This is a genomic window from Streptomyces colwelliae (assembly GCF_048158785.1).
In the GTDB taxonomy this organism is placed as follows: Bacteria; Actinomycetota; Actinomycetes; order Streptomycetales; family Streptomycetaceae; genus Streptomyces.
The window spans coordinates 18,927-42,286 of sequence record NZ_JBLTJC010000048.1 but is presented as its reverse complement, the minus strand read 5'-3'; the positions used below and the strand labels follow the sequence as shown (position 1 = coordinate 42,286).

The window sequence follows — 23,360 nt, the reverse complement described above, 5'->3', positions numbered from 1 at the left end:
CCCCCTCGGCACCGCGTCAAGGTCCCGTTGATGCGGCGTCAAAGTCGCGACAAGACAGGGTTGTCCCGCGTTCGAGACGCAAGAGTGGCCCCGCGGAAAGCGCGGCGCAGGCCGCTCCGCAGTGCGAAGGGGACTCAACGCAATGCCGGACACCAGCGCCACGGAACAGCGCCCTACGGCACCGCCCCAGGCGTCGGCTCCGATGGGCACCAACTCCCCCCGGCCTTCTCGAGGGAGGCACCGCGAACCGCGTGTTTCCCCCAACAGCCGAATACGCCGGCCGCTCCGCGGAATACGTCGGCCGCGCCTCAGACCGCCGAAGTTGTGGCGCGGCCGCCTCCCTACGACCGTCCCCCAGTGGTTGAGACTGCTGCGCGGCGCCACGTTGAGCGCCTCGGCTCTGCTCATCATCGCGCTCGTTGTGACCGGCCTGTTCGCGCGCTCCTCCTGGTCGGACATCCGGAACCACTCCGCACCCCAGATCACCAGCGCCACCGGCCTGTACTTCACGCTCAACGACATGGACGCCCAGCTCGCCAACCAGCTGATGTTCGGCACCAGTTCGGCGCTCACCGACGACCGCAGCACCGCCGCCCACATCTACAACCAGCGGCGCAGCCAAGCCGGCGTGTATCTCCGAGACCTCTCGGTCGCCGCCCAGGGTGATCCGGTGGCCGAAGCGTCCGTCGCGCAGGCCATCGCCGACTTCGGCAGTTACGAGGAGGGCGCGTCCCACGCGCTACTCCTCGGCAAGCAGAAGGGCTACGCCGCGGGGAAGACCGACCCGGGCACGCTGGCCGCCTACCGGTCCACCACCGACCTCATGCGCACCCGTCTCCTGCCGGAGGCCGACCAACTGGTCACGGCGAACAACATCGCCTTCAACACGACCTACACCACCACCACGGACAAGCTGTCCTCGGCCCGGATCGCGGTCCTCACCGCCGGCCTGCTGCTGACCGTCGTACTCCTCGTCCTCCAGCTCTTCCTCGCGGTCCGGTTCCGACGCCTCGTGAATCCGGCCCTGGCGGCGGCGGTCCTGATCGCCATCGGCGTCTCCGTCACCGCGACCGTGCAGATCTCCGGCCAGCAGGAGTACCTGCACGGCGCTCGCCGCGACGCCTACGACTCGGTCGTCGCTCTCACCCGCGCCCGCGCCGTCGCCTACGACGCCAACGCCGACGAGTCCCGCTACCTGCTGGACCAGCCGAACGCCGCCGAACACGAACAGCACTTCTTCGACAAGACCCAGCAGCTCATGCATCTGCCCGGCGCCACCATCCGCGGCTGGGACGCCCGGTCCGCCGCCGCCATGAACGCCTACCGGGCCAATCAGGAAGACCTGCCCTTCACCGGCTTCTTCGGCGACGAGTTCCGCAACATCACGTTCAAGGGCGAGCGCAAGCAAGCCGAAGCCGTCGTCGCCAGCTACCAGGTGTACCAAAAGGACGACCGCCGCATACGCGCCCTCGCCACCTCCGGAGACGTGACCGGGGCGATCGCGTACTGCGTGAGCTACAAGCCCGGCGATTCCAACTGGGCTTTCGGGCAGTTCGACACCGCACTGCAGAAACTGATCAAAATCAACACCGATGCCTACGAGAAGTCCGCGTCCGGAGGTGCCGGCAGCGCGCTGTCCGGGCCGCTGGGCCTCTCGGGCGCCGTGTTCGTCATCGCCGCCCTCGCCGTCATCGGTCTGCGTCGCACCCTGGCCGAGTTCCCTCCGTTCGGGCGCGAGAGTGCCTGACATCGGCTTGCGGGGTGATGCCCCTGCCGCGGACCCACTGGAACCACCCCGCCATCCAGAAGACCCGCGGCCCCCGGGAGAGGCGGTGGACCTGCGCATGAACATCCGATGGGGAACAAGGTGGACACCATGACCAAGTGCCAACGCCCGGGCTGCACCGGAACCATCGAGGACGTCGGCGGCGGCGAACTGTACTGCGACATCTGCGGGCGTGCCCCAGTGCCCCAACGGGTGGGCGCCGGGCGTACAGGGGCGTCACCCGCGAGCGAGGGCCCGAAGAACTCCGGGAACGACTCCTCGCCCTCGCCCCGCTCCACACTCAGCCGGCTGTCCCACACCCTCACGGGCAGCGTCGGCGGTACCCCGGTGACCGTGCGCACCACGGTCACCGGCGGCAGCGGACCGACCCGCGCCAGACTCGGCGCCGGCCTGGTCGCCGTACCGCCCATCCCCCGTCCCGACCCGGCCACTTCCGTCCTGGAGAACCCCGAGGTCCCCGAACGGAACCGGTACTGCGGCAAGAGCGACTGCGGCATGCCGGTCAGCCGCGGCCGCGACGGGCGCCCGGGGCGCGCGGACGGCTTCTGCGCCAAGTGCGGCCACCCGTACTCCTTCACCCCCAAGCTGCGGGCGGGCGATCTCGTCCGCGACCAGTACGAGGTCGTTGGCTGTCTCGCGTACGGCGGGCTCGGCTGGATCTATCTCGCCGTCGACCGCGCGGTCAGCGACCGCTGGGTGGTCCTGAAGGGCCTGCTCGACACCGGCGACGAGGACGCGCTGGCCGCCGCCGTCTCGGAACGGCGGTTCCTCGCCGAGATCGAACACCCCAACATCGTCCGCATCTACAACTTCGTCGAGCATCTCGACCAGCGCACGGGCTCGCTCGACGGCTACATCGTCATGGAGTACGTCGGCGGCAAATCCCTGAAGGAGATCGCCGACGAGCGGCGCGGCCCGGACGGCCAGCGCGAGCCGCTGCCGGTCGAGCAGGCCATCGCGTACGCCATCGAGGCCCTGGAAGCCCTCGGCCACCTCCACAAACGCGGGCTGCTGTACTGCGACTTCAAGATCGACAACGCCATCCAGCAGGAGGACCGGCTCGAACTCATCGACATGGGCGCGGTCCGGCACATGGACGACGAGGACTCCGCGATCTACGGCACGATCGGCTACCAGGCGCCGGAAGTCGCCGAGTTCGGCCCGTCCGTCGCCTCCGACCTCTATACGGTGGCCCGCGCGCTCGCCATCCTCACCTTCGACTTCCAGGGCTACACGACCGTCTTCGTCGACAGCCTCCCCGGCCCCGACAAGATCCCCGTCTTCTCGCAGTACGAGTCCTTCTACCGGCTCCTCGTCCGGGCCACCGACCCCGACCCCGACAGACGTTTCGGTTCCGCCGAGGAAATGACGGACCAGCTCCTCGGCGTCCTGCGCGAGATCGTGGCCTCACAGACCGGCAAGCCCCGCCCCGCCCTGTCCAGCGTCTTCGGGCAGGAACTGCGGGTCGTCGAGGACAAGTTGGTCGAACCCCTGGACGGCAACACCTCCACCCTCGGCGCGCACACGCTCGCGGTACGGCGCGGCGCCCCGCGCCGGTCGCCGAACGGATCCCTTGGCATACGGCCAAGTCGCCCGGCGGGCAAGGCAATCGCGTCCGGCTCCGGCCCGTCGGCGAGCGGTGTCTTCTTCGGGAACACCCCACCCCCGGCCGGTACGCCGTACACCGTGCCGGCGCAGGCTTTCAGCCCGGCGGGCGAGGCCGAGACAGGAGCCGCGCTCACCGTCGCGCGGCTCGACGCGCGGGCTGCCGCCCTCGCGCTGCCGGTGCCGCTGGTGGACCCGAACGACGCCAACGCCAAGTTCCTGGCGGGACTGGCGGCCGCGGCACCGGCGGAGCTGATCACGGCCTTGCGGTCGGCGCCCGTCGAGTCCGTCGAGATACGGCTGCGGGACCTGAGGGCGCGACTGGAGACGGACGACATCGACGCGGCCTCGCACATGCTGACGGCGCTGGCCGACGACGACCTCGACGACTGGCGCGTGGTGTGGCACCGGGGTCTGACCGCGCTGGCGACCGGCGACCACGAGAGCGCCGCGCTGGCCTTCGACGCCGTGTACGACGCCTTCCCCGGCGAGTCCGCGCCCAAGCTGGCGCTGGGCATCTGCGCCGAGATGCTGGGCCGACTGGAGAAGGCCGCCGAGTACTACCGGCTGGTGTGGAGCACCGACGAGCGCTATGTCAGCGCGGCGTTCGGTCTTGCCCGCGTGCTGCTCGCTTCGCACCAGCGGGCCGGTGCCGTGGCGGCGTTGGAGTCGGTGCCGGAAGCCTCGATCCACTTCACCGCGGCCCGGGTCGCCGCGATACGTGCCCGGCTGCGCGAACGGCCGCCGCAGGAACTGCCGTTGGAAGACCTACGGGCGGCAGCCGTCCAGGTGGAGGAGCTGCGGCAGCTCGGTATCGACGCCAAGCGGCGCGAGCAGCTCGCCACCGAGGTACTGGGCAGCGCACTCGACTGGGTGCTCTCCGGCAGCCCCGGCGCCGGCCCGGAGGCCGCGGGGGTCAGACTGCTGGACTGCGACCTGACCGAGCGTGGGCTGCGCTTCGGCATGGAGCGCTCCTACCGTGTGCTGGCCCGGCTCGCGCAGCAGGACAGCTCAGCGGTCGAACTGGTGGAGCGGGCCAATCGCTTCCGCCCCTGGACGTGGGTGTGACACATGGTGCAACCAATCGTCAGCCCCTGCTGCGCCGAACCCCTGGAGCCCGACGACAGGTTCTGTGGCGTATGCGGCACAGAACTGGCCTCCAACGGCACGCTCTCCAGGGGGAGTTCAGCGGCGAGTCAGTCCCCCGAGCCGACCTTCGAGGAGCCGCGCCAACGCGACCACCAGGAGCAGGAGTTGGAGGGTGCGGCAGCGGTCAGTGACCGAGGGCTGCGGCACCACCGCAACGAGGACGCGTTCGCGCTGTCAGCGTCAACTCTTCGCAACGGTAAGCCTGTTGTGGTGGCCGTGGTGTGCGACGGGGTGTCGTCCGCGCACCGCCCGGACGACGCGTCGGCGGCAGCCGCCGAGCGCGCCAACGCGTCACTGCTCGAAGCGCTGCGGCGCGGCAACTCGTTCGAGGACGCGACGCGTGAGGCGCTACTGGCCGCGGGCCAGGCCGTCACCGACCTCGCTGCCGAGGACCCCGAACCGGACCAGGCCCCACACCACAACACCCCGGCCTGCACCTGCGTGAGCGCCATGGCCTCCGGCAAGGTCGTCACCGTCGGCTGGATCGGCGACAGCCGCGCGTACTGGATCCCGGACGACCCCGACACACCCGCCTCGCGCCTCACCGAGGACGACTCGTGGGCGGCCCGGATGGTCTCGGCCGGCCTGCTGTCCGAGGTGGAGGCATACGCGGACAGCCGCGCGCATGCCATCACCGCCTGGCTCGGCGCGGACGCGCCCGAACTCGACCCGCACACCACGTCCTTCGAGCCAGACGGACCAGGGGTCGTGGTGGTGTGCACAGACGGATTGTGGAACTACGCAGAATCCGCCGAGGAGTTGGCCTCGGCGGTGCCGGCGGACGCCCGCGCGCACCCCCTGCGGTGCGCGCGGGCTCTGCTGCAAGTGGCGCTCGACAGGGGCGGCCGCGACAACGTGACGGTCGCGGTCCTCCCGATCCCGGTGCCTGCCGGGCCGACCGAACACGACCCCGCGTAAAGCACGCTAAGGAGCGCAATCGATGGCTGTCTTCTCCAAGTCGGACGTGCCGCAGTTCGCCGTCGACATCTACCAGAACGAGTACTTGCCGGAGGGCGGCCGTGAAGTCAACGCGATCGTCACCGTGACCGCGACCGGCGGCGGTACTCTCGGCGGCCTGCCGCTGGGAACTGCAGACCCGACCCGAATACCCGCTCCGGACGCGGCCGTTGTCATCATGGTCGACTGCTCCGGCTCGATGGACAACCCGCCGACCAAGATGCAGAACGCCCGCGACGCGACCGCCGCAGCGATCGACACCATCCGCGACGGCGTCGCCTTCGCCGTGATCGCCGGCACCCACGCGGCCTACGAGGTCTACCCCGCCGACGGCGGGCTGGCCGTGGCCGATCCCGCCACCCGCCACCAGGCCAAGCAGGCCGTGGGCAAGCTCGCCGCGGACGGCGGCACCGCGATCGGCAGCTGGCTGTGGCTCGCCGACGAGCTGCTCGCCACGGTCGACGTCCCGATACGCCACGGCATCCTGCTCACCGACGGCCGCAACGAGCACGAGGAGCCTGGGGCGCTACGGGCCGTACTCAACGCCTGCGCCGGACGCTTCACCTGCGACGCCCGAGGCGTCGGCACGGACTGGAAGGTCAAGGAACTCACCGAGGTCGCCTCGGCGTTGCTGGGTTCCGTGGACATCGTCGCCGACCCCGCCGGCCTGGCCGACGACTTCCGGCAGATGATGGAGAACGCGATGGGCAAGGGTGTCGCCGACGTCGCGCTGCGCGTGTGGACCCCACAGGGCTCCACGGTCAAGTGGGTCAAGCAGGTCGCCCCCACGGTCGAGGACCTGACCCTCCGCAGCACCGAAGCCGGTCCCCGCGCCGGCGACTACCCCACCGGCTCCTGGGGCGACGAGTCCCGCGACTACCACGTCTGTATCAAGGTCCCTCTCAGCGAAGTCGGCGAGGAAATGCTGGCCGCCCGGATCTCTCTCGTGATCCCGCAGCCGGACGGCACGACTCAGCCAGTCGCCCAGGCCCTCGTACGTGCCTGCTGGACCGACGACATGGCCGCCTCCACCCGCATCAACCCCCAAGTCGCCCACTACACCGGCCAGGCCGAACTCGCCCAGGTCATCCAGGAGGGCCTGGAAGCCCGCAAGCAGGGCGACTTCGACTCCGCGACCGCCAAGCTGGGTCGCGCCGTCCAGCTGGCCAGCGCGTCCGGCAACGAGGACACCTCGAAGCTGCTGGCCAAGGTGGTCGATGTCGTCGACGCCGCGAGCGGCACCGTGCGGCTCAAGGCGCGGGTGGCCAACGCGGACGAAATGACCCTGGAAACACGCTCGACGAAAACCGTACGGGTCAAGAAATAGCGCTCTCCACACGTAGAGGAGCAGAGAGGGAAAGAACGAGATGCCGACTTGCCCGAAGGGCCACCAGTCCGAGACCGACGACTGGTGCGAGGTGTGCGGCCACCGCATGTCCTCCGCCCCGGCGCCCTCCGCCGCCGAACTCTGCCCCAACTGCGGTACGCCCCGCGAGGATCTCTCCCAGTTCTGCGAGGGATGCCGCTACAACTTCGTCACCCGGGCCGGCACCGTCTCCGTCCCACAGCCATCTCCCTCGCAGCCCTCTCCCCGCGCGGAAGTTCCCACCGGCTCGCCGACCTGGACCGCCACCGTCCGCGTCGACCACGACTACTTCGCCAGGGTGATGGCCCACAGCGAGCCCGAGGACCAGGGACTGTACGTCCCCACCTACTCCCCCGACCTCCACATCCCCCTCACCCGCACCGTGATCACCATCGGCCGTCGCCACCAGTCCACAGGCGAGACCCCGTTCATCGACCTCGACAGCGACCCCAAGGACCCGGGCGTCTCCCACGAACACGCCATCCTCGTCCAGCAACCCGGCTCCACCTGGTCCCTCATCGACAAGGGTTCCACCAACGGCACCACGGTGAACGGCGCCGAGGACCCCGTCGCCCCCTACGTGCCGGTGCCGTTGAAGGACGGCGACCACATACATGTCGGACTCTGGACGACGATCACCATCCACCGGGACTGAACCGGGTCCGCTTCCGCTTCGACGGGCCGTCGGCAACAGGCGCACCTACACCTCGATGTGCCAGCCCATGATGACCGTACGGTCGCGGGGCAAGCCGAAGTGCTCGGCGGCGTCGGCCGTGATGTGGGAGGTGGCGATGAACAGCCGTTTGCGCCAGGGGGCCATCGTCGGTGCCGGGCCGCGCCGGAGCTCGATCGTCGACAGGAAGTAGGACGCCTGGTCGAGCAGCAACGGCCCCTCGGTGTCGGCCGGGTCGAGCATCGCCAGCGTGCCGGGCACGTCCGGCGTCTCCATGTAGCCGAACCGGGCGGTGACGTGGACGATCCCGTCGTCGGCATAACCGAGGCCGTCCACGACGATCCGCTGGCCGGCCGGGACGCGGGGCACCGGCTCGGTCTCGATGGACAGGATCACGACCTGTTCGTGCCGTACGTGGTTGCGTTCCACGTTGGCCCGCATCGCCAGGGGTGCCGTCCGCTTGTCCCGGTTGAGGAAGACCGCCGTACCGGGGACCCGGAGCACCGGCCGTTGCCCGCTGCGGAGTTGGTCGACGAACTCGCGCAACGAGCCCTCGTGGTCCGCGCGTTCGGCGGTGACGACCTCACGGCCGCGCTGCCACGTCGTCATGACGGTGAACGCGGTGATGCCGATCAACAGCGGCAGCCACGCGCCGTGCACGAGCTTGGTCAGGTTGGCCGCCACGAACAGCAGGTCGACGGTGAGCAGCAGGGTCGCGCCGGTCGCGATCAGCCACACGGGTGTGCCCCACTTCGCGCGGGCGACATAGAAGAACAGCAGGGTGGTGATGGTGATGGTGCCAGTGACCGCCATGCCGAACGCGAAGGCCAGCGCCGCGGAACTGCGGAACGCGAAGACCAGGGTGAGGACCGAGACCATCAACAGCCAGTTGATCCAGGGGACGTAGATCTGGCCGATGGTCGACTCGGAGGTGTGCGCGATCCGCAGCCTCGGCAGGTAGCCGAGCTGGGCCGCCTGGGAGGCGACCGAGTACGCGCCGGTGATCACCGCCTGGGAGGCGATCACCGTGGCCGCCGTGGCCAGCAGAACCATCGGCCACCTTCCCCAGTGCGGCACGAGCAGGAAGAACGGGCTGCTGATGTTGCCCGGATCGTCGAGGATCAGCGCGCCCTGGCCGAGATAGCTCAGGACGCAGGCGGGAAAGACGAGGAACAGCCAACCGCGCGTGATGGCGCGGCGTCCGAAGTGCCCCATGTCCGCGTAGAGCGCCTCCGCACCGGTGACCGCGAGCACCACCGCGGCGAGCGCGAAGAAGGCGGTACCGAAGTGGCCAAACAGGAAGCCCAGGGCGTAACTCGGCCACAGCGCCCGAAGGATGGCCGGGTGGTCGGTGATGCCGACGACACCGCACGCGCCGATGGCCGTGAACCAGAGGATCATGACCGGCCCGAACACCCGGCCCACGGCCGCAGTTCCCCGGCGCTGCACCAGGAACAGCACCACGATGATCACCGCGGTGACGGGCACGACCGCGTCGTCCAGGGACGGTTCGACGACCTTGAGTCCCTCGACCGCGGACAGCACCGAGATCGCCGGGGTGATCATGCTGTCGCCGAAGAACAGCGACGCGCCGAAGATGCCGAGTCCGGCCAGGATTACGGCAGTTCGCCCACCGCGCTGTGAACTCCAGCGCCGCAGCAGGGTGATCAGCGCCATGATGCCGCCCTCGCCCTCGTTGTCGGCGCGCATCGCCAGCAGCACATACGTGACCGTGACGATGACCATCACCGACCAGAACACCAGCGACACCACCCCGTACACGTTCTGCGTGCTGACCGGGACCGGGTGCGGATCGCCCGGGCTGAACACGGTCTGGAGGGTGTAGATCGGGCTCGTCCCGATGTCACCGAAAACCACACCCAGCGCACCGATCACCACCGCGAGCCGCACCGCGTCCCGTACGTCGGCGGAGCGAGCCTCAGGCGGCGGCGCCGCGTCCGCCTTGTCCGCCTTGTCCGCCGCGGCCCCGTGTCGGCGATCGGCCATGGTGATCCTCCTCCTCGCGGACTACGGTGCCGCAGACCCGGCGTGCCTGGGCGGACACTACCGATACAGCAGCCCCATCACCCGCAGGGGTGCGCCGCTCGCTCTCGAACCGTGTCGCCTTGCCGCCGCCCTGTGCTGCTCGACGCCGTTGACCGCTTCCGCCAAGAGGAACTCTCGACCGGCCTCACGCGTCAGGCCACGACATCGCCTACAACTGGTTGGCCCGCAACCTGAAAGCCATCGGCCGACTCGACCAACCGGTCGGTTCTCACGACTGAACGACTGACCTGTACAAGATCGACCGACGCTACTGAACCAGCAAACACCGCTTGTTCTTGCACCTCCAGCAACAAGCCCTCCAGGTTTCCTGCTCGGTCCTTGATTCACCTCACAGAGGTGTAGGCCCACCGCTCTGCCTCCCGACCGGTGCGCTGGCTTGGCAAGCCGCGCCCTCAGGTGCGCTGTTCAGGGCCCAACCGCTCCCAGGCGCTCTCTCGCAGCAGCCGCAGACCGTTGAGGCCGACGATCACCGTCGAGCCCTCGTGACCGAGGACACCGAGCGGCAGCGGCAGGTGGCCTGCCAGGTCCCAGATCACCAGGCCCGAGATGAACACCGAGGCGATCACCAGGTTCTGCACCACGAGCCTGCGGGCGCGCCGGGACAGGGCAACGACCCTGGGGACGGTGGCGAGTTCGTCGCGGACGATGACGGCGTCCGCCGTCTCCAACGCAAGGTCGGAGCCCGCGCGCCCCATGGCGATGCCGGTGTGTGCGGCGGCCAGGGCGGGAGCGTCGTTGACGCCGTCGCCGACAACGAGCACTTTGCGGCCCGCCGCCTCCTGTTCGCGTACGACGGTGACCTTGTCCTGGGGCAGGAGTCCGGCGCGCACGTCGGAGATGCCGACCTCGGCCGCGAGGCGGGCGGCGGCACGTGAGTTGTCCCCGGTCAGCAGCGTGGGCGCGGTCCCGGTCAGCTCGCGCAGGGCGGTGACCGTGGCGGCGGCATCGGGGCGCAGCCGGTCGGCGATGCCCAGTACTCCGACCGGGACGGCGTCGCGCAGGACCAGGACCGCGGTGCGCCCGCCGTCCTCCAGCCCGGTCGCGACCGTGGCGGCGCGGGCCGAGAGTGCGTCCTCGGCGCCCGCGAGCAGTCGGGCCGGGGCGCCGACGGCGACCTCGGTACCGTGGACGGTCGCGGTCACGCCGACGCCGGGGGCGGAGGCGAAGTCCTCCGCCTCGGGCAGGTCGAGACGTCGCTCGTGGGCGGCGTCGACGATCGCGCGGGCCAGCGGGTGCTCGCTGGGGTGCTCGGCCGCGGCCACCAGCGTCAGCAGAGCGTCCTCGTCGAGGGCGGAGCCCACCAGGGGGCGGATGTCGGTGACGCGCGGGGTTCCCTCGGTCAGGGTGCCGGTCTTGTCCAGGGCGACCGCGTCGACCTGGCCGAGACGCTCCATGACGACGGCGGACTTGACCAGCACGCCGTGGCGTCCGGCGTTGGCGATCGCGGACAGCAGCGGCGGCATGGTGGCCAGGACCACCGCGCACGGCGAGGCTACGATCATGAAGGTCATGGCGCGCAGCAGCGAGCCGGTCAGGCCGACGCCGAAGGAGAGCGGCAGGGCGAAGACCGCCAGGGTGGCCAGCACGATGCCGACGGCGTACCGCTGCTCGACCTTCTCAATGAACAGCTGGGTAGGAGCTTTGGTCTCGGATGCTTCCTCGACCATGGCCACGATCCGGGCGATGACCGAGTCCGAGGGGTCCCGCTCCACCTTGACCCGCAACGCGCCGGTGCCGTTGAGTGTGCCGGCGAACACCTCGTCCCTGGTCTCCTTCGGCACCGGCAGCGGCTCACCGGTGATGGTGGCCTGGGCGACCTCGCTCGCCCCGTCAAGCACCCGTCCGTCGGCGCCGATCCGCTCGCCGGGCCGGACCAGGAGTGTGTCGCCGACCCTCAACTCCGTGGTCGCCACGGTCTGTTCGCCGCCGTCGTCCGACAGCCGGGTCGCGGTGGAAGGCGCCAGGTCGAGCAGGCCGCTTACCGAGTCCTGGGTACGGGCGGTGGCCAGAGCCTCAAGGGCGCCGGAGGTGGCGAAGATGACGATCAGCAGCGCGCCGTCCATCACCTGCCCGATCGAGGCAGCGCCGAGCGCGGCGACGATCATCAGCAGGTCCACGTCCAGGGTCTTCTCGCGCAGCGCGCCGAGGCCCGCCCAGGCCGGCTCCCAGCCGCCGGTGACGTAGGCGACCGCGTATAGCGGACCCCAGACCCAGGCCGGTTGGCCGCTCATCTGCAGCGGCAGCGTGATCAGGAAAGCGGCCGTCGCGGCGGCGGCCCAACGGATCTCGGCCAGCGCGAACGCACGGGTGCGCCGCCTGGGGACGGTGACCTGACGTCCTGCCTTGGCGGGAGCCGGGCGCTCGGTGAGGGTGGAAGACATGACGAAGAGACCCTTCACGGGCATGGGAGCGGACATCGCGGGCAACACCTTCACCATACAGGAATGAATGAATACCTCTTCATATGTTTTCGGTAGGATGGAGGTCATGGGCCACGGAGTCGACACACAGAGCACCGCCACCACCCGCGAGCGCCTGGACGCCGTCGGAGCCACCGACGTCGCCGCGACCCTCCAGGCTCTGGCCACCCCGTCACGGCTGCGCATCCTGGCCCGGCTCCAGGAGGGCCCCTGCGCGGTCAGCGACCTCGCCGAGGCCGTCGGCATGGAACAGTCGGCCTGCTCCCACCAACTGCGCCTGCTGCGCAACCTCGGCCTGGTCGCCGGTGAGCGCCGAGGCCGCTCGATCGTCTACGCGCTCTACGACCACCACGTCGCCGAACTCCTCGACCAGGCCCTCTTCCACGTCGAACATCTGCGCCTCGGCCTGCGGGACGCACCCGACGAGGAGTAGGCGCGCGTCAGGCCGCCGCTGACGTCCGCCGTGCGGTGAGCCGGCGGACGTGCAGGGCATCGATGCGGTAGTCGTGCGCGTGGCGCCGGCCGCCCGCCAGGTGCGCTCTGCTCAAGTGCGGGTGATCCGCCGGGAGTTCGGGATGTGTGTGGTCGGCGTCTCCCGGACAAGCGCCACCCGCTGCTCCGTCTTCAGCGTCCAGCACGCCCCATCCCTCCCCTTCGTGCCACTCCCTGACCCTTGCGATCGCCATCGCCACACCCCTGCGCGGCCCGCTTCCGGGTGATCTGAAGGACTATGGGGGGAAGAGGACCCGCCGACGCCCGGGAGGAGCGGAACGTGTCGCACGGAATTCTCCGGGTCTACCTCGGGGCAGCCCCCGGGGTGGGCAAGACGTACGACATGCTCGGCGAGGGACGGCGCCGCGCGGAGCGGGGCACCGACGTGGTCATCGCCTTCGTGGAGGACTACGGCCGTCCGCTGACCCGGCAGATGGCCCAGGGGCTGGAGACCGTCCCCCGCAGGACCATGGGCTACCGGGAGGCGGCCTTCAACGAGATGGACCTCGACGCCGTACTGGCGCGTCACCCGAAGGTCGCGCTGGTCGACGAACTCGCGCACACCAACATTCCCGGTTGCCGCAACGAGAAGCGCTGGCAGGACGTCGAGGAGCTGCTCGACGCGGGCATCGACGTCATCTCCACCGTCAACATCCAGCATCTGGAGTCGCTGAACGACGTCGTCGAACAGATCACCGGCATCAGGCAGCGGGAGACCGTACCCGACGAGGTCGTGCGCCGCGCCGACCAGATCGAGCTGGTGGACATGTCCGCCGAGGCGCTGCGCCGGCGCATGGTCCATGGCAACATCTACCCGGCCGAGAAGATCGACGCCGCCCTGGCGAACTTCTTCTGCCTGGGCAACCTCACCGCTCTGCGGGAGATCGCCCTGCTGTGGGCGGCGGACCGCGTCGAGGAAGCCCTCCTGCATTACCGCGACGAGCAGGGCATCCAGGAGCCCTGGGCCACCCGGGAACGCGTGCTGGTGGCCCTGCCCGGTGGGCCGGAGGGCGAGACCCTCATCCGGCGCGGCGAGCGAATCGCCTCCCGGGGAGCGGGCGGCGAACTGCTCGCCGTTCACGTCATGAGCGGCGACGGGCTGGTCCCGGCCTCCCCGCACCTGCTGGACCGCCAGCGCGCCCTGGTGGAAAGCTTCGGCGGCAGCTACCACACCGTCGTCGGCGACGATCCCGCCCAGGCCGTGCTGGACTTCGCCCGCCAGGTCAACGCCAGCGAGATCCTCATCGGCGCCACCCGGCGCAGCCGCCTCAGGGCGCTGTTCAGCCGCGGAGTGGGCACCGCCATCGTCGAAGGCTCCGGTGACGACATCGACGTCTACATCGTCACCCACTCCGCAGCCGCACACGGCCGACTCCTGCGCCCCCGTACAGGTGGAGGCCGGGCTCCGGAGCCCGGTCAGTGAACCGCGACGCCACTCGCACCACATCGATTGATCGCAGGAGGAGCAGGCGGAACTCCTGGTCCCGATGGCACCCGACCGCATGCCCGAGGCCGGCGTGGACCTGGGCACGCCGGCCGCTTTACCGCCATACGCGTGCCCCTCAAGACCGTGCAGCGCCTCGGCGGCCTGTGCATTCTCGCCCTCGCCGTCCGGTCTCTCGTCGAGGTCGTCACGGACGGTTCGGCGCGGTCTTCGTGCCCCTCCCCTCCACCAGGTTCCCTTCGCTCCTCACGTTGACGGAAGCGTCCACCGCTGGCCGACCGCGCCCGTGCAGGTGGCGCTGGTCAACTGGGTCTTGTTCGTGGCGCCGTTGCTGGAGTCGGTGAGGCAGAGGCCGGAGACCGGGTTGACGATCTCGCCGGACGCGTTCGCCTGCCACTGCTCGGCCTGGGTGCCGTTGCAGGTGTGCAGTTGGACCTTGGTGCCGGAAGTCGTCGCGCCGTCGGTAACGTCCATGCAGTCGTTGAGCACCTGCAGGGTGCTGTCTGGAACGACCTTCCACGTCTGCGCGGTGGTGCCGTTGCAGGTGTAGATCTGGATGGCCGTACCGTTCGAGGTACCCGAGCCGGCGTCGTCGACGCACTTGCCGGTGGCGGTCTCGGTGAGCGTGCCGCTGGGCTGGGCCACTCCGGTGCCCGGGGTGCCGCCGTAGGACGGCGGTGCGGCCGAACCGGCCGCGGCCCAGGACGTGTTGGCGGACGAGGAGAGAGTGAAATCCAGCTCCGCGGAGCTGGCGAGGTACGAGGCCGGGACGTACGCCTTGTCCCAGGAGCCGCCGTTGAGGCTGAGCGACTGAATGTACGGCGAACCGTCCGCCGCCGCGGGGGCGTTGACCGTGAGCACGTGTCCGCTGCCCTCGGTGACGACCGCCGAGGTGAACATCGGGCTGCCGATGGCCAGGTCGGCGGTGCCCGGGATCTCCGGATAGAGGCCGAGGGCCGACCACACGTACCAGGCGCTCATCTCGCCGAGGTCGTCGTTGCCGGCCAGGCCGCCGGCGGTGTTGGTCCACAGCTGGTCCTGGACGGCACGCACGGTGGACTGCGTCTTGTACGGCTCCCCCACCCAGTCGTACTCCCAAGGCAGCCCGAAACTCGGCTCGTTGCCCATGTTGGACTGGGTGCCGATGACGCTGCCCAGGCCCTGGTAGCCACCGAGCACACTGTCGAGATACGACGCCAGCGACGACGTACCGCCCTCCAGGGACGCCAGCTCGGCGAGGTTGAACGGGATCATCGGGGTGTAGGTGAAGGCGTCGCCCTCGGCGAAGTCGTTGCTCGACGTGCCGGTGATCAGCTTGGCGTTGAAGCCGTCCATCCATCGGCCGTTGGAGTGTCGCGGCTGGATGTAGCCGGAGGACGAGTTGTAGATGTTCTCCCAGTCCTGCGCCCGGTCCTGGAACTTCTTCTGCGTCGCGGTGTCACCGAGGGCGCCCGCGAACACCGACAGGGCGAAGTCGTCGGTGTCGTACTCGATTTGGGTCGAGGTGGTGGCGTATTCGTGGCAGCAGCCGTAGAGCGAGTTGGTGGGCAGGTAGCCGAAGGAGTCCAGGTAGGTCACGCCGGGGGTGACGTCGGTGTTGGTCGTCTGCTCTTTCACCATGGCGGACAGGGCTGTCGACGTGTCGAAGTTCCGTGCGCCGAAAGCGTAGAAGTCGGCGAGCAGCGGTACGGCGGAGTCGCCCACCATGATGTGGGTCTCGGCGGTCTCCATGCCCCACTTGGTGAGCGTGCCTCCCTGCTGGTAGTCGTCGACGACCGACTGCGCCATGTCGGACGCCACCGACGGATCGAGCAGCGCGGTGAGTTGGGCCTGCGAGCGGTAGGTGTCCCAGGTGGAGAAGTCGGCGTACTTCGCCGAGTGGCCGCTGCCCACCGTGTGCACCGCGCCGTCGAAGCCCCGGTAGGAGCCGTCGGCGTCGCTGATGACGGAGGGAAAGAGCGAGGCGTGGTAGAGCGCGGTGCAGAAGACGTGCTGCTGGTCCGAGGTGCCGCCGGTGACGGTGATCTTCGACAGCTCGGAGCTCCACGCGGACGACGCCGCCGACTTGACGGCCGCGAAGGTCTTCCCGGTCACCTCGGCGTCCCGGTTGGCCGCGGCCTCCGGCACCGAGGTGTAGGAAATGCCGACCCGGGCCTCCACGGTCCGGCTGCTCGTGGTGTCGAAGGTCAGGTACTCGCCGCCGGTGAAGGTGCCGGTGGCGGTGAAGGGGTGGTCGAAGGTGATCGCGTAGTAGAGCGTGATCGGGGTGGTGTCCTCGCAGAAGCCGGTGCTGGTGATCGACCCGGTCACCGTGTTGCCGCCGCTGAGGTCGAGCGTCGAGGAGGTGTACGGCGTCTGGGTGTCCTGCACCTTGAGGAGCAGGCTCGCCTGGGTGGAGGACGGGAAGGTGAACTGCCCGATCCCGGCGTGCGTGGTGGTCGCCAGCGCCACGGTCGTGCTGTTGCCCAGGCCGACCGAGTAAGTGCCGGGCGACGCCGTCTCGTTGGAGTGCGAGAGGGACTCCGTCGTGGACGCGGGGTCCGAGCCGAGCGAACCGACCACGGGGAGGATCGGCAGGTCCCCGGCCGCGTCGCAGCCGACGCCGGAGACATGGGTGAGGCTGAAGCCCGAGACGGCCGAGTCGGCGTAGTTGTAGCCGCCGCCCTTGGGACGTGACGTGGTGTCGGGAGACCACTGCAGCATGCCGTGCGGCACGTCGGCGCCGGGGAAGGTGTTCCCGGCGCTGAAGTCGCCGTTGCCGCCGGTGCCGATGTAGGGATTGACCAGCGACACGGGATCGGTCACCGCCGCCACCGCCCTTGTGGTACCGGCCAGTTGACCGGACACTGCGAGTGCGAGCGCCGTAGCACCCGTCACCAGGAAGCGCAGCAGAGCGCGGGGGCTCGGGGAGTCAGCCACGGGTCGGCACCTCGTCGAGTACGCCGTCGGCGGGGGCGGTGATCCAGTCGGTGGAGACGTAGGACGCGCCGTCGGCAGCGAGTTCGGCAACCCGGGTCCGGGCTTCGGCCAGGGACGGGGCGCTCGACCTGAGCGCGGGCGTGACGTCGCAGGCGTCGGCGCCGACCGTCAGGTAGTGGTGCGTGTCGTACCACTGGGTGTCACCGTCATCGACCCGGGCGCCCGCGTCCGCACCGGACCCCACGAACCAGGGACACAGGGTGGTGTCCGCGGCCCCGGTACGGGGGTCGAGGGCCTGCCCGCCGAGGATGTCGGCGGGCGCGGCGGGCGTCGCTGTGGCGGCGAGCAGCCGGGCCGACACGGACACGAGCGTGGCCCGAAATCTTCGGAAGACCATGAGCATGCCAGACCCTTTCGCAGCGTTCGGCGACCGCGCAGAGCCTAGGGGGCACAGATGTCCAGCCGCTACGCCCGGGTAACAAGTCGCCGCCGAAGAGCCCCACCGCGGGGATACACCATTCCCCCGGCGCCCAGGCCCCAGGTTTCTCACCGGCCGCAAGCCGCACCAGAAGGGCGCTCCACCGTTCGTTCAAGGCGGACCACCGATGCACGTCCCCCACATCGTGGGGCACAAGCCGACCCCGCCGCGCACCGGCGGACTACACGGCCCTGCCGACAAATTTCCCGCCCAGCCCCCTTGTATTAGTTGTACGAGCTGCCCCGAACCGACCATGACCGCGAACGTCCCAACCGCGCCGGTCCCAGCCTGCTGCACCGATCGGTACCCCACCGGTGGCGGTGAATGGGTGCGCCGCTGCCATCCGGGGGACAGGGCATTGAGGACGGGTAGGCAAGCACGCGAAGCTCCTGGCTTACACGGGTGATCTTGGTCGAGAATCCGTCTACCAGGAGCTTCGTCGTTGCGCAGGATGGTCCAACTCGCGGTCAGCACCGCCAGCTCGGAAAGGGCTCCTGGTCTCGGTCTACTACCCACCAAGATCCGGACCATACGCGGGCCAGGGCTCGACCACTCTCCCTGCAATACAGCGTTTGCGCAGGTCAAATCCTTCTGCGGCCCGTACCACCAGCAGGCCAAGAATCTACTCGGGTACACCCTTCAAGGCCACAGCCTCAGCAATCGGTCTCGCACTGCCTGCCATCACGCCCTCTCACCCCACTCCTGACCTGCAACTACGCGCTGGAGAGGCGAAAGAACGGCAAATTCGACCCGGATTCGACCCCATGGCATCTCAACGCGGAAATGATCAAGCCTGATCTGCAACGATGCAACTTCTGCCGGTGTACCGCCAGTTCGTGGCACAACAGTCGATAGAAAATGCCCAAAGCTGCCACATAACGCAAAGCGGAAGCGCCAAGGTAGACACAACCCACCGACCGAAACGCTCAGCGAAGTCGCCGGCCCAGCACACTCCTGATTTCGCTCCCACAGACGAGCACCCGCCCTGAGCAGGCAGTTTCCCCAGCCCCTTCCGTGAGACGGAAGAGGTATTGCGCCCCCGCGCCCCCCTTCCGGACGATGTCGCCATCACCCAACGACGGGAGCCGCAACGATGCCGCACACCACCGCCTTCGCCAGGAACCAGTGGTACGTCGCCGCCTACAGCCACGAGGTCGGGCGTGACCTGCTCGGTCGGACGATCCTCGGTGAACCCCTCGTCTTCTACCGCACCGAGGACGACGGCACCGCCGTGGCCCTGCACGACCGGTGTGTGCACCGGCGGTTCCCGCTCTCCGAGAGCCGACTCGACGGGGACCGCATCGTGTGCGGCTACCACGGCTTCACCTACGACACGACGGGCACCTGCGTGTACGTGCCGGGGCAGAAACGCATCCCCCGCACCGCCCGCGTCGCCTCGTACCCGGTGGTGGAGCAGGACGCGCTGGTGTGGGTGTGGATCGGCGACCCGGCGCTCGCGGACCCGCAGGTCATCCCCCGCGCCCCGCACCTCGCCTCCCCCGACTGGGTCACGGTCAGCGGCATGGAACCGATCGACGCCGACTACGGCCTCCTCGTCGACAATCTCCTCGACCTCTCCCACGAGACGTATCTGCACGGCGGTTACATCGGCTCCCCCGAGGTCGCCGAGACGCCGATCACCACGGAGGTCGACGAGGGCGCCGGCGTCGTCCGGGTGAGCCGGCACATGGGCGACGCCGAGTGCCCGCCGTTCTACGCCAAGTCCACTGGAATACAAGGGCGGATCACGCGCTGGCAGGACATCGAGTACCACGCGCCGTGCCTCTACCTCCTGCACAGCCGTATCGCCCCGGTCGGCGTCCTGCCCGAGGAGGACGGCAGCGACCCGAACGGCTTCCACACCGAGATCACCTACGCCATCACGCCCTCCTCGGACGGCAAGGTGTACGACTTCTGGGCGGTCTCGCGCGACTGGGCCACGGACGACGCCGAGGTCACCGAGTTCCTGCGCGGCAACAACCACACGGTCGTCATGCAGGACGTGGACGCCCTCAACCTCCTTCAGAAGACGCTGGGTTCGGAGCGGAGCGGCTACCAGGAGCTGAGCATCAACATCGACACCGGCGGTCTCGCCGCCCGCCGTATCCTCGCCCGGCTGGTCGAGGAGGGCGCCAAGCCCGTGGAGAAGGTCCAGTGACCGCTCCGACCGGCGAGGTCTACCGCATCGACTGGCTGCCGGGCACCGACGTCCTGCACGGCACCTGCCACTGCGGCCGCGAGCACACCTCCCAGGACCCGATCGAGATGTGGGAGTGGATGCTCGCCCACCCCAGCGGCCACTCGGTCGACGATCCGCGGGGAGCCGGAGCATGAGCACCTACGAGGCCGAACTCGTCGTAGAAGGCAAGGAGTTGGCGGCCGACGGAGTCCTCGCCCTCACCCTGCGCCACCCGCTGGGCGAGCAACTCCCCTCCTGGGAACCGGGCGCCCACATCGACGTCGTGCTCGGCCCGGACCTGGAGCGCCAGTACTCGCTGTGCGGCGACCCGGCCGACCGTACTGCGTGGCGGATCGCCGTGCTGCGGGAGCCGGACGGGCGGGGTGGATCGGCGTACGTGCACGGGCAGTTGGGGCAGGGCGCCAAGGTGCGGGTGCGCGGACCGCGCAACCACTTCCGCCTTGAGCCCGCCCCCCGCTACCGCTTCGTCGCGGGCGGCATCGGCATCACGCCCATCCTCCCGATGCTGGCCGCGGCCGAGGCGGCGGGCGCGGAGTGGAGCCTGCTCTACGGCGGGCGCACCCGCAACTCCATAGCGTTCAGGGAGGAGTTGAGCCGCTACGGCGACCGCGTCACCGTCGCTCCGCAGGACGAGGTGGGGCTGCTCGACCTGCCGTCGGTCCTCGACGACGTACCGGACGGCACCCTCGTCTACTGCTGTGGTCCCGGGCCGCTGCTCGACGCGGTCGAGGCGCGGTGCCCCGGCGGGATCCTGCGCGTCGAGCGGTTCCAGCCGAAGGCCCAAGTGGTGGGCGCCGACAGCGAGTTCGAGGTCGTGCTGGAGCAGAGCGGGAAGACGGTCACCGTCCCGGTGGGCGTGTCCGTGCTCGACACCGTGCGCGCCGCCGGTGTCGAGGTGCTGTTCTCGTGCACCGAGGGCACCTGCGGAACCTGCGAGACCGATGTTCTCGAAGGCACCCCGGACCACCGGGACTCGGTACTGAGCGAGGAGGAACGGGCGGCCGGCGAGACGATGCTCATCTGTGTCTCCCGCTGTGCGGGGAAGCGGCTCGTACTGGATCTGTGACGACACGGACTGGATCCGTGACGGCGCGGGTTGGATCTGTCACGACGACGCACAACACGCCAAGAGCACACTTCGGCAACTGTCAACAATATTGTGAGCACTAGGCATTGACCTGGCCGTGCAGGGGCCCTACGTTCCCGCTCAACACAGTTGAGCACCACTGTGCGCGGTACGCACAGCCTGTCGGAACACCGTCGTCTGCACAGGAGTTGCCATGCGTCGTCTGCTCGTCGGCCTCGCGGCCACAACAGTGCTGGTCGCCGCGTCGGCCTGCGGTTCGTCCGGCAACGGAGCGTCGGACAACAACAGTTCGTCCACCGGCACCACCACGGTCAAGGTGGGGGTCATCCCCATCGTCGATGTCGCCCCGCTCTACCTCGGCCAGAAGGAAGGCTTCTTCAGCAAGCACGGCCTGAAACTGTCCATGACCCTCGCGCAGGGCGGCGCGGCCATCGTGCCGGGGGTGGTCAGCGGCCAGTTCCAGTTCGGCTTCTCCAACATGACCTCCCTGATGCTCGCCCAGAGCAATGACGTCCCGGTGAAGGCCATCGCCAACGGTGTCGCCTCAACCGGCTTGTCGGGCAAGGACTTCGGCGCCCTCGTCGTCAAGAAGGGCAGCACCCTCAAGTCGGCGAAGGAGCTGGAGGGCAAGAAGGTCGCGGTCAACACGCTGAAGAACATCAACGAGACGGCCGTACGCGAATCCGTCCGCAAGGCCGGCGGCGACCCGGACGAGGTGAAGTTCGTCGAGCTGGCCTTCGACCAGATGCCGGCCGCGCTCGACAAGGGCCAGATCGACGCCGCGATGGCCGTCGAACCCGCGCTCACCACCATGTTGAACCAGGGCGCCCAGCAGATCGCCTGGCCGCTGGTCGACGTCGCGCCGAACCTCACCGTCGCCATGTACTTCACGTCGACGGCGTACGCGGCCAAGAACCCGGACGTGGTGAAGAAGTTCCAGGAGGCCACCGCCGAGTCCCTGGCCTACGCCGACGCCCACCCGGACGAGGTCCGCCAGATCGTCGCCACCTACACCAAGGTCCCGGCGAGCGTGCTGGCCAAGGTGATCCTGCCCAAGTGGCCCGCCGACGCGAACCGTTCGTCGATCGAGGCGCTGGAGAAGCTGAGCGAGACCGACGGCCTCTTCAAGAAGAACCCCGACCTGAACACGCTGCTTCCGTGAAGGGACTGAACACCGCACTCGGTGCGGCCGGACTCGCGGCCTTCCTCGCCCTCGGCGAGGTCGTGCCGCGCGTCGGCATCGTCAAGGAGGCCTACTTCCCGCCGACCAGCCGCATCGCGTCCGCGTTCTGGGACGAGCTCCGGGACGGCGCGTTCTGGTCGGCGCTCGGCGACACCCTCACCGGCTGGGCCCTGGGCCTGGCGATCGCCGTCGGCGCGGGGATCGTCGCGGGCGTCGTGCTCTCCGTCGTCCCCTACCTCCGCGAGGCGACCGCCTCGACGATCGAGTTCCTGCGCCCGATCCCGTCCGTCGCCCTCATCCCCCTCGCGGTGCTGTTGTACGGCACCGAACTGAAGTCGGTGCTGTTGCTCGTCGTCTACGCCTCCTTCTGGCAGATCCTGATCCAGGTCCTCTACGGCGTCCAGGACGTCGACCCGGTCGCCGAGGAGACGGCGCGATCGTACGGTCTCGGCACCTGGGCCCGGATCCGGCACGTGCTGTGGCCGAGCGCGCTGCCGTACGTCATGACGGGGGTACGGCTGGCGGCGGCCGTCGCGCTGATCCTCACCATCACCGCCGAACTGGTCATCGGCGCACCGGGGTTGGGCGCGACCATCGCGGTCGCCCAGACCTCGCAGGCCGTACCGGAGATGTACGCGCTGATCGTGGTGACCGGTCTGCTGGGGCTGCTCATCAACGTGGGCGCGCGTACGGTGGAGCGGCGGGCACTGGCCTGGCACCAGTCGGTGCGCGGGGAGGTGGCGGTGTGAGGCGGACTCTGCTCCGGCTGCTGTTCGCGGTCGCGCTGCCGGCCGTACTGGTCGCCGTGTGGTGGCTGACGTCGGACGGCAGCACCAATGTGTACTGGCCGCCCCTGCGGACGACCCTGAAGACCTTCCCCGACGTGTGGACCGGCGACCGCCTGAAGTCGGACGTCCTGCCCAGCGTCCTGCGCCTCGCGGCCGGTTACGCCACGGCGGCCGTCGCCGGCGTCGCGCTCGGCACGGTGATCGGCTCCTACCGGCGGGTGCGCGCGGTGTGCGAACCGGTCCTGGAGTTCCTGCGCGCGGTCCCGCCGCCGGTCCTCGTCCCGGTCATCATGCTGTTCGCGGGCATCGGCGACACGATGAAGATCGTCGTCATCGCGAGCGGCTGCGTCTGGCCCGTCCTCCTCAACACGGTCGAGGGCGTCCGCGCGGTCGACCCGGTCATGAAGGAAACCGCCCTCTCCTACGGCGTCACGGGCGTCACCCGGCTGCGCACGCTGGTGCTGCGGTCGGCGAGCCCGCAGATCTTCGCGGGGCTGCGCCAGGCGCTGTCCATCGGGATCATCCTCATGGTCATCAGCGAGATGTTCGCGGCCACCGACGGCCTGGGCTTCACCATCGTCCAGTTCCAACGCAGCTTCGCCATCGCGGACATGTGGACGGGCATCCTCGTCCTCGGGATGCTGGGCTTCCTGCTCTCCGTCGTCTTCCAGGTGGTCGAGCGGCGGGTGCTCGGCTGGTACCACGGCCTGCGCGCGGCCGCCCGCCGGTCCCCGTGAACATCGTGA

At 69.4% G+C, this 23,360-nt stretch carries 17 protein-coding genes and 1 pseudogene; 14 read left to right on the top strand and 4 right to left on the bottom strand.

Features of this window, described 5'->3' with window-relative positions; translation table 11 throughout:
- The first annotated feature begins 361 nt into the window (after positions 1-361).
- The 5 genes from ACNFOC_RS13055 to ACNFOC_RS13035 all read left to right on the top strand — a co-directional run bounded on the left by ACNFOC_RS13055 (position 362) and on the right by ACNFOC_RS13035 (position 7,518).
- On the top strand, positions 362-1,747 hold the full coding sequence (locus ACNFOC_RS13055) for a GlnX family signal transduction membrane protein (RefSeq protein ID WP_416959284.1): 1,386 nt from the start codon (positions 362-364) through the stop codon (positions 1,745-1,747).
- 129 nt (positions 1,748-1,876) lie between these two features.
- Positions 1,877-4,459 carry a serine/threonine-protein kinase gene (locus ACNFOC_RS13050; RefSeq protein ID WP_416959283.1) on the top strand — a complete coding sequence of 861 codons (2,583 nt, stop codon included), beginning with the start codon at positions 1,877-1,879 and terminating at the stop codon, positions 4,457-4,459.
- Between the two features lie 3 nt (positions 4,460-4,462).
- Positions 4,463-5,458, top strand: coding sequence for a PP2C family protein-serine/threonine phosphatase (locus ACNFOC_RS13045; protein ID WP_416959282.1), 996 nt, complete (start codon positions 4,463-4,465; stop codon positions 5,456-5,458).
- Between the two features lie 22 nt (positions 5,459-5,480).
- Entirely contained in the window at positions 5,481-6,824 is a 1,344-nt protein-coding gene (locus ACNFOC_RS13040; protein ID WP_416959281.1) for a vWA domain-containing protein, read from the top strand.
- 40 nt (positions 6,825-6,864) lie between these two features.
- Complete coding sequence (locus ACNFOC_RS13035) at positions 6,865-7,518, top strand: FHA domain-containing protein (RefSeq protein WP_416959280.1); 654 nt, start codon at positions 6,865-6,867, stop codon at positions 7,516-7,518.
- Positions 7,519-7,563: 45 nt separating this feature from the next.
- Here the strand turns inward: ACNFOC_RS13035 and ACNFOC_RS13030 are convergent, their stop codons facing one another.
- Together ACNFOC_RS13030 and ACNFOC_RS13025 are read right to left on the bottom strand one after the other, a co-directional pair.
- Positions 7,564-9,543 carry a potassium transporter Kup gene (locus ACNFOC_RS13030; protein WP_416959279.1) on the bottom strand — a complete coding sequence of 660 codons (1,980 nt, stop codon included), beginning with the start codon at positions 9,541-9,543 and terminating at the stop codon, positions 7,564-7,566.
- A gap of 452 nt (positions 9,544-9,995) precedes the next feature.
- Positions 9,996-11,984 (bottom strand): heavy metal translocating P-type ATPase, encoded by a 1,989-nt coding sequence (locus tag ACNFOC_RS13025; RefSeq protein WP_416959285.1) that lies wholly within the window; start codon positions 11,982-11,984, stop codon positions 9,996-9,998.
- A gap of 106 nt (positions 11,985-12,090) precedes the next feature.
- On the opposite strand from ACNFOC_RS13025, the gene ACNFOC_RS13020 reads away from it, so the two are divergent.
- The 3 genes and pseudogenes from ACNFOC_RS13020 to ACNFOC_RS13010 all read left to right on the top strand — a co-directional run.
- Positions 12,091-12,456 carry an ArsR/SmtB family transcription factor gene (locus ACNFOC_RS13020; RefSeq protein ID WP_416959278.1) on the top strand — a complete coding sequence of 122 codons (366 nt, stop codon included), beginning with the start codon at positions 12,091-12,093 and terminating at the stop codon, positions 12,454-12,456.
- 339 nt (positions 12,457-12,795) lie between these two features.
- Positions 12,796-13,938: a universal stress protein gene (locus tag ACNFOC_RS13015; protein WP_416959277.1), complete on the top strand. Its 1,143-nt coding sequence runs from the start codon at positions 12,796-12,798 to the stop codon at positions 13,936-13,938.
- A gap of 108 nt (positions 13,939-14,046) precedes the next feature.
- Positions 14,047-14,151 (top strand): annotated as a pseudogene (locus tag ACNFOC_RS13010) (TMEM165/GDT1 family protein); the annotation flags it as partial.
- Between the two features lie 54 nt (positions 14,152-14,205).
- Here the strand turns inward: ACNFOC_RS13010 and ACNFOC_RS13005 are convergent.
- Together ACNFOC_RS13005 and ACNFOC_RS13000 are read right to left on the bottom strand one after the other, a co-directional pair.
- On the bottom strand, positions 14,206-16,878 hold the full coding sequence (locus ACNFOC_RS13005) for a lectin (protein ID WP_416959276.1): 2,673 nt from the start codon (positions 16,876-16,878) through the stop codon (positions 14,206-14,208).
- A complete protein-coding gene (locus tag ACNFOC_RS13000; protein ID WP_398854716.1) occupies positions 16,871-17,281 on the bottom strand; it encodes a hypothetical protein in 411 nt (136 codons plus the stop codon). The genes ACNFOC_RS13005 and ACNFOC_RS13000 overlap by 8 nt, the downstream gene beginning before the upstream one ends.
- Before the next feature lie 1,168 nt (positions 17,282-18,449).
- On the opposite strand from ACNFOC_RS13000, the gene ACNFOC_RS12995 reads away from it, so the two are divergent.
- The 6 genes from ACNFOC_RS12995 (at position 18,450) to ACNFOC_RS12970 (ending at position 23,351) form a co-directional block, all read left to right on the top strand.
- The gene (locus tag ACNFOC_RS12995; protein ID WP_416959275.1) at positions 18,450-19,514 is read left to right on the top strand and encodes an aromatic ring-hydroxylating dioxygenase subunit alpha; all 1,065 of its coding nucleotides are present in this window, start codon (positions 18,450-18,452) and stop codon (positions 19,512-19,514) included.
- Positions 19,511-19,690 carry a hypothetical protein gene (locus tag ACNFOC_RS12990; RefSeq protein WP_416959274.1) on the top strand — a complete coding sequence of 60 codons (180 nt, stop codon included), beginning with the start codon at positions 19,511-19,513 and terminating at the stop codon, positions 19,688-19,690. The genes ACNFOC_RS12995 and ACNFOC_RS12990 overlap by 4 nt, the downstream gene beginning before the upstream one ends.
- Entirely contained in the window at positions 19,687-20,622 is a 936-nt protein-coding gene (locus tag ACNFOC_RS12985; RefSeq protein WP_416959273.1) for a PDR/VanB family oxidoreductase, read from the top strand. Before ACNFOC_RS12990 ends, ACNFOC_RS12985 begins: the two co-directional genes overlap by 4 nt.
- 214 nt (positions 20,623-20,836) lie before the next feature.
- Entirely contained in the window at positions 20,837-21,805 is a 969-nt protein-coding gene (locus ACNFOC_RS12980) for an ABC transporter substrate-binding protein (RefSeq protein WP_416959272.1), read from the top strand.
- Positions 21,802-22,575 carry an ABC transporter permease gene (locus ACNFOC_RS12975; RefSeq protein WP_416959271.1) on the top strand — a complete coding sequence of 258 codons (774 nt, stop codon included), beginning with the start codon at positions 21,802-21,804 and terminating at the stop codon, positions 22,573-22,575. Before ACNFOC_RS12980 ends, ACNFOC_RS12975 begins: the two co-directional genes overlap by 4 nt.
- Positions 22,572-23,351, top strand: a complete 780-nt coding sequence (locus tag ACNFOC_RS12970; RefSeq protein ID WP_416959270.1) for an ABC transporter permease — start codon at positions 22,572-22,574, stop codon at positions 23,349-23,351. The genes ACNFOC_RS12975 and ACNFOC_RS12970 overlap by 4 nt, the downstream gene beginning before the upstream one ends.
- The last annotated feature ends 9 nt before the right edge of the window (positions 23,352-23,360 follow it).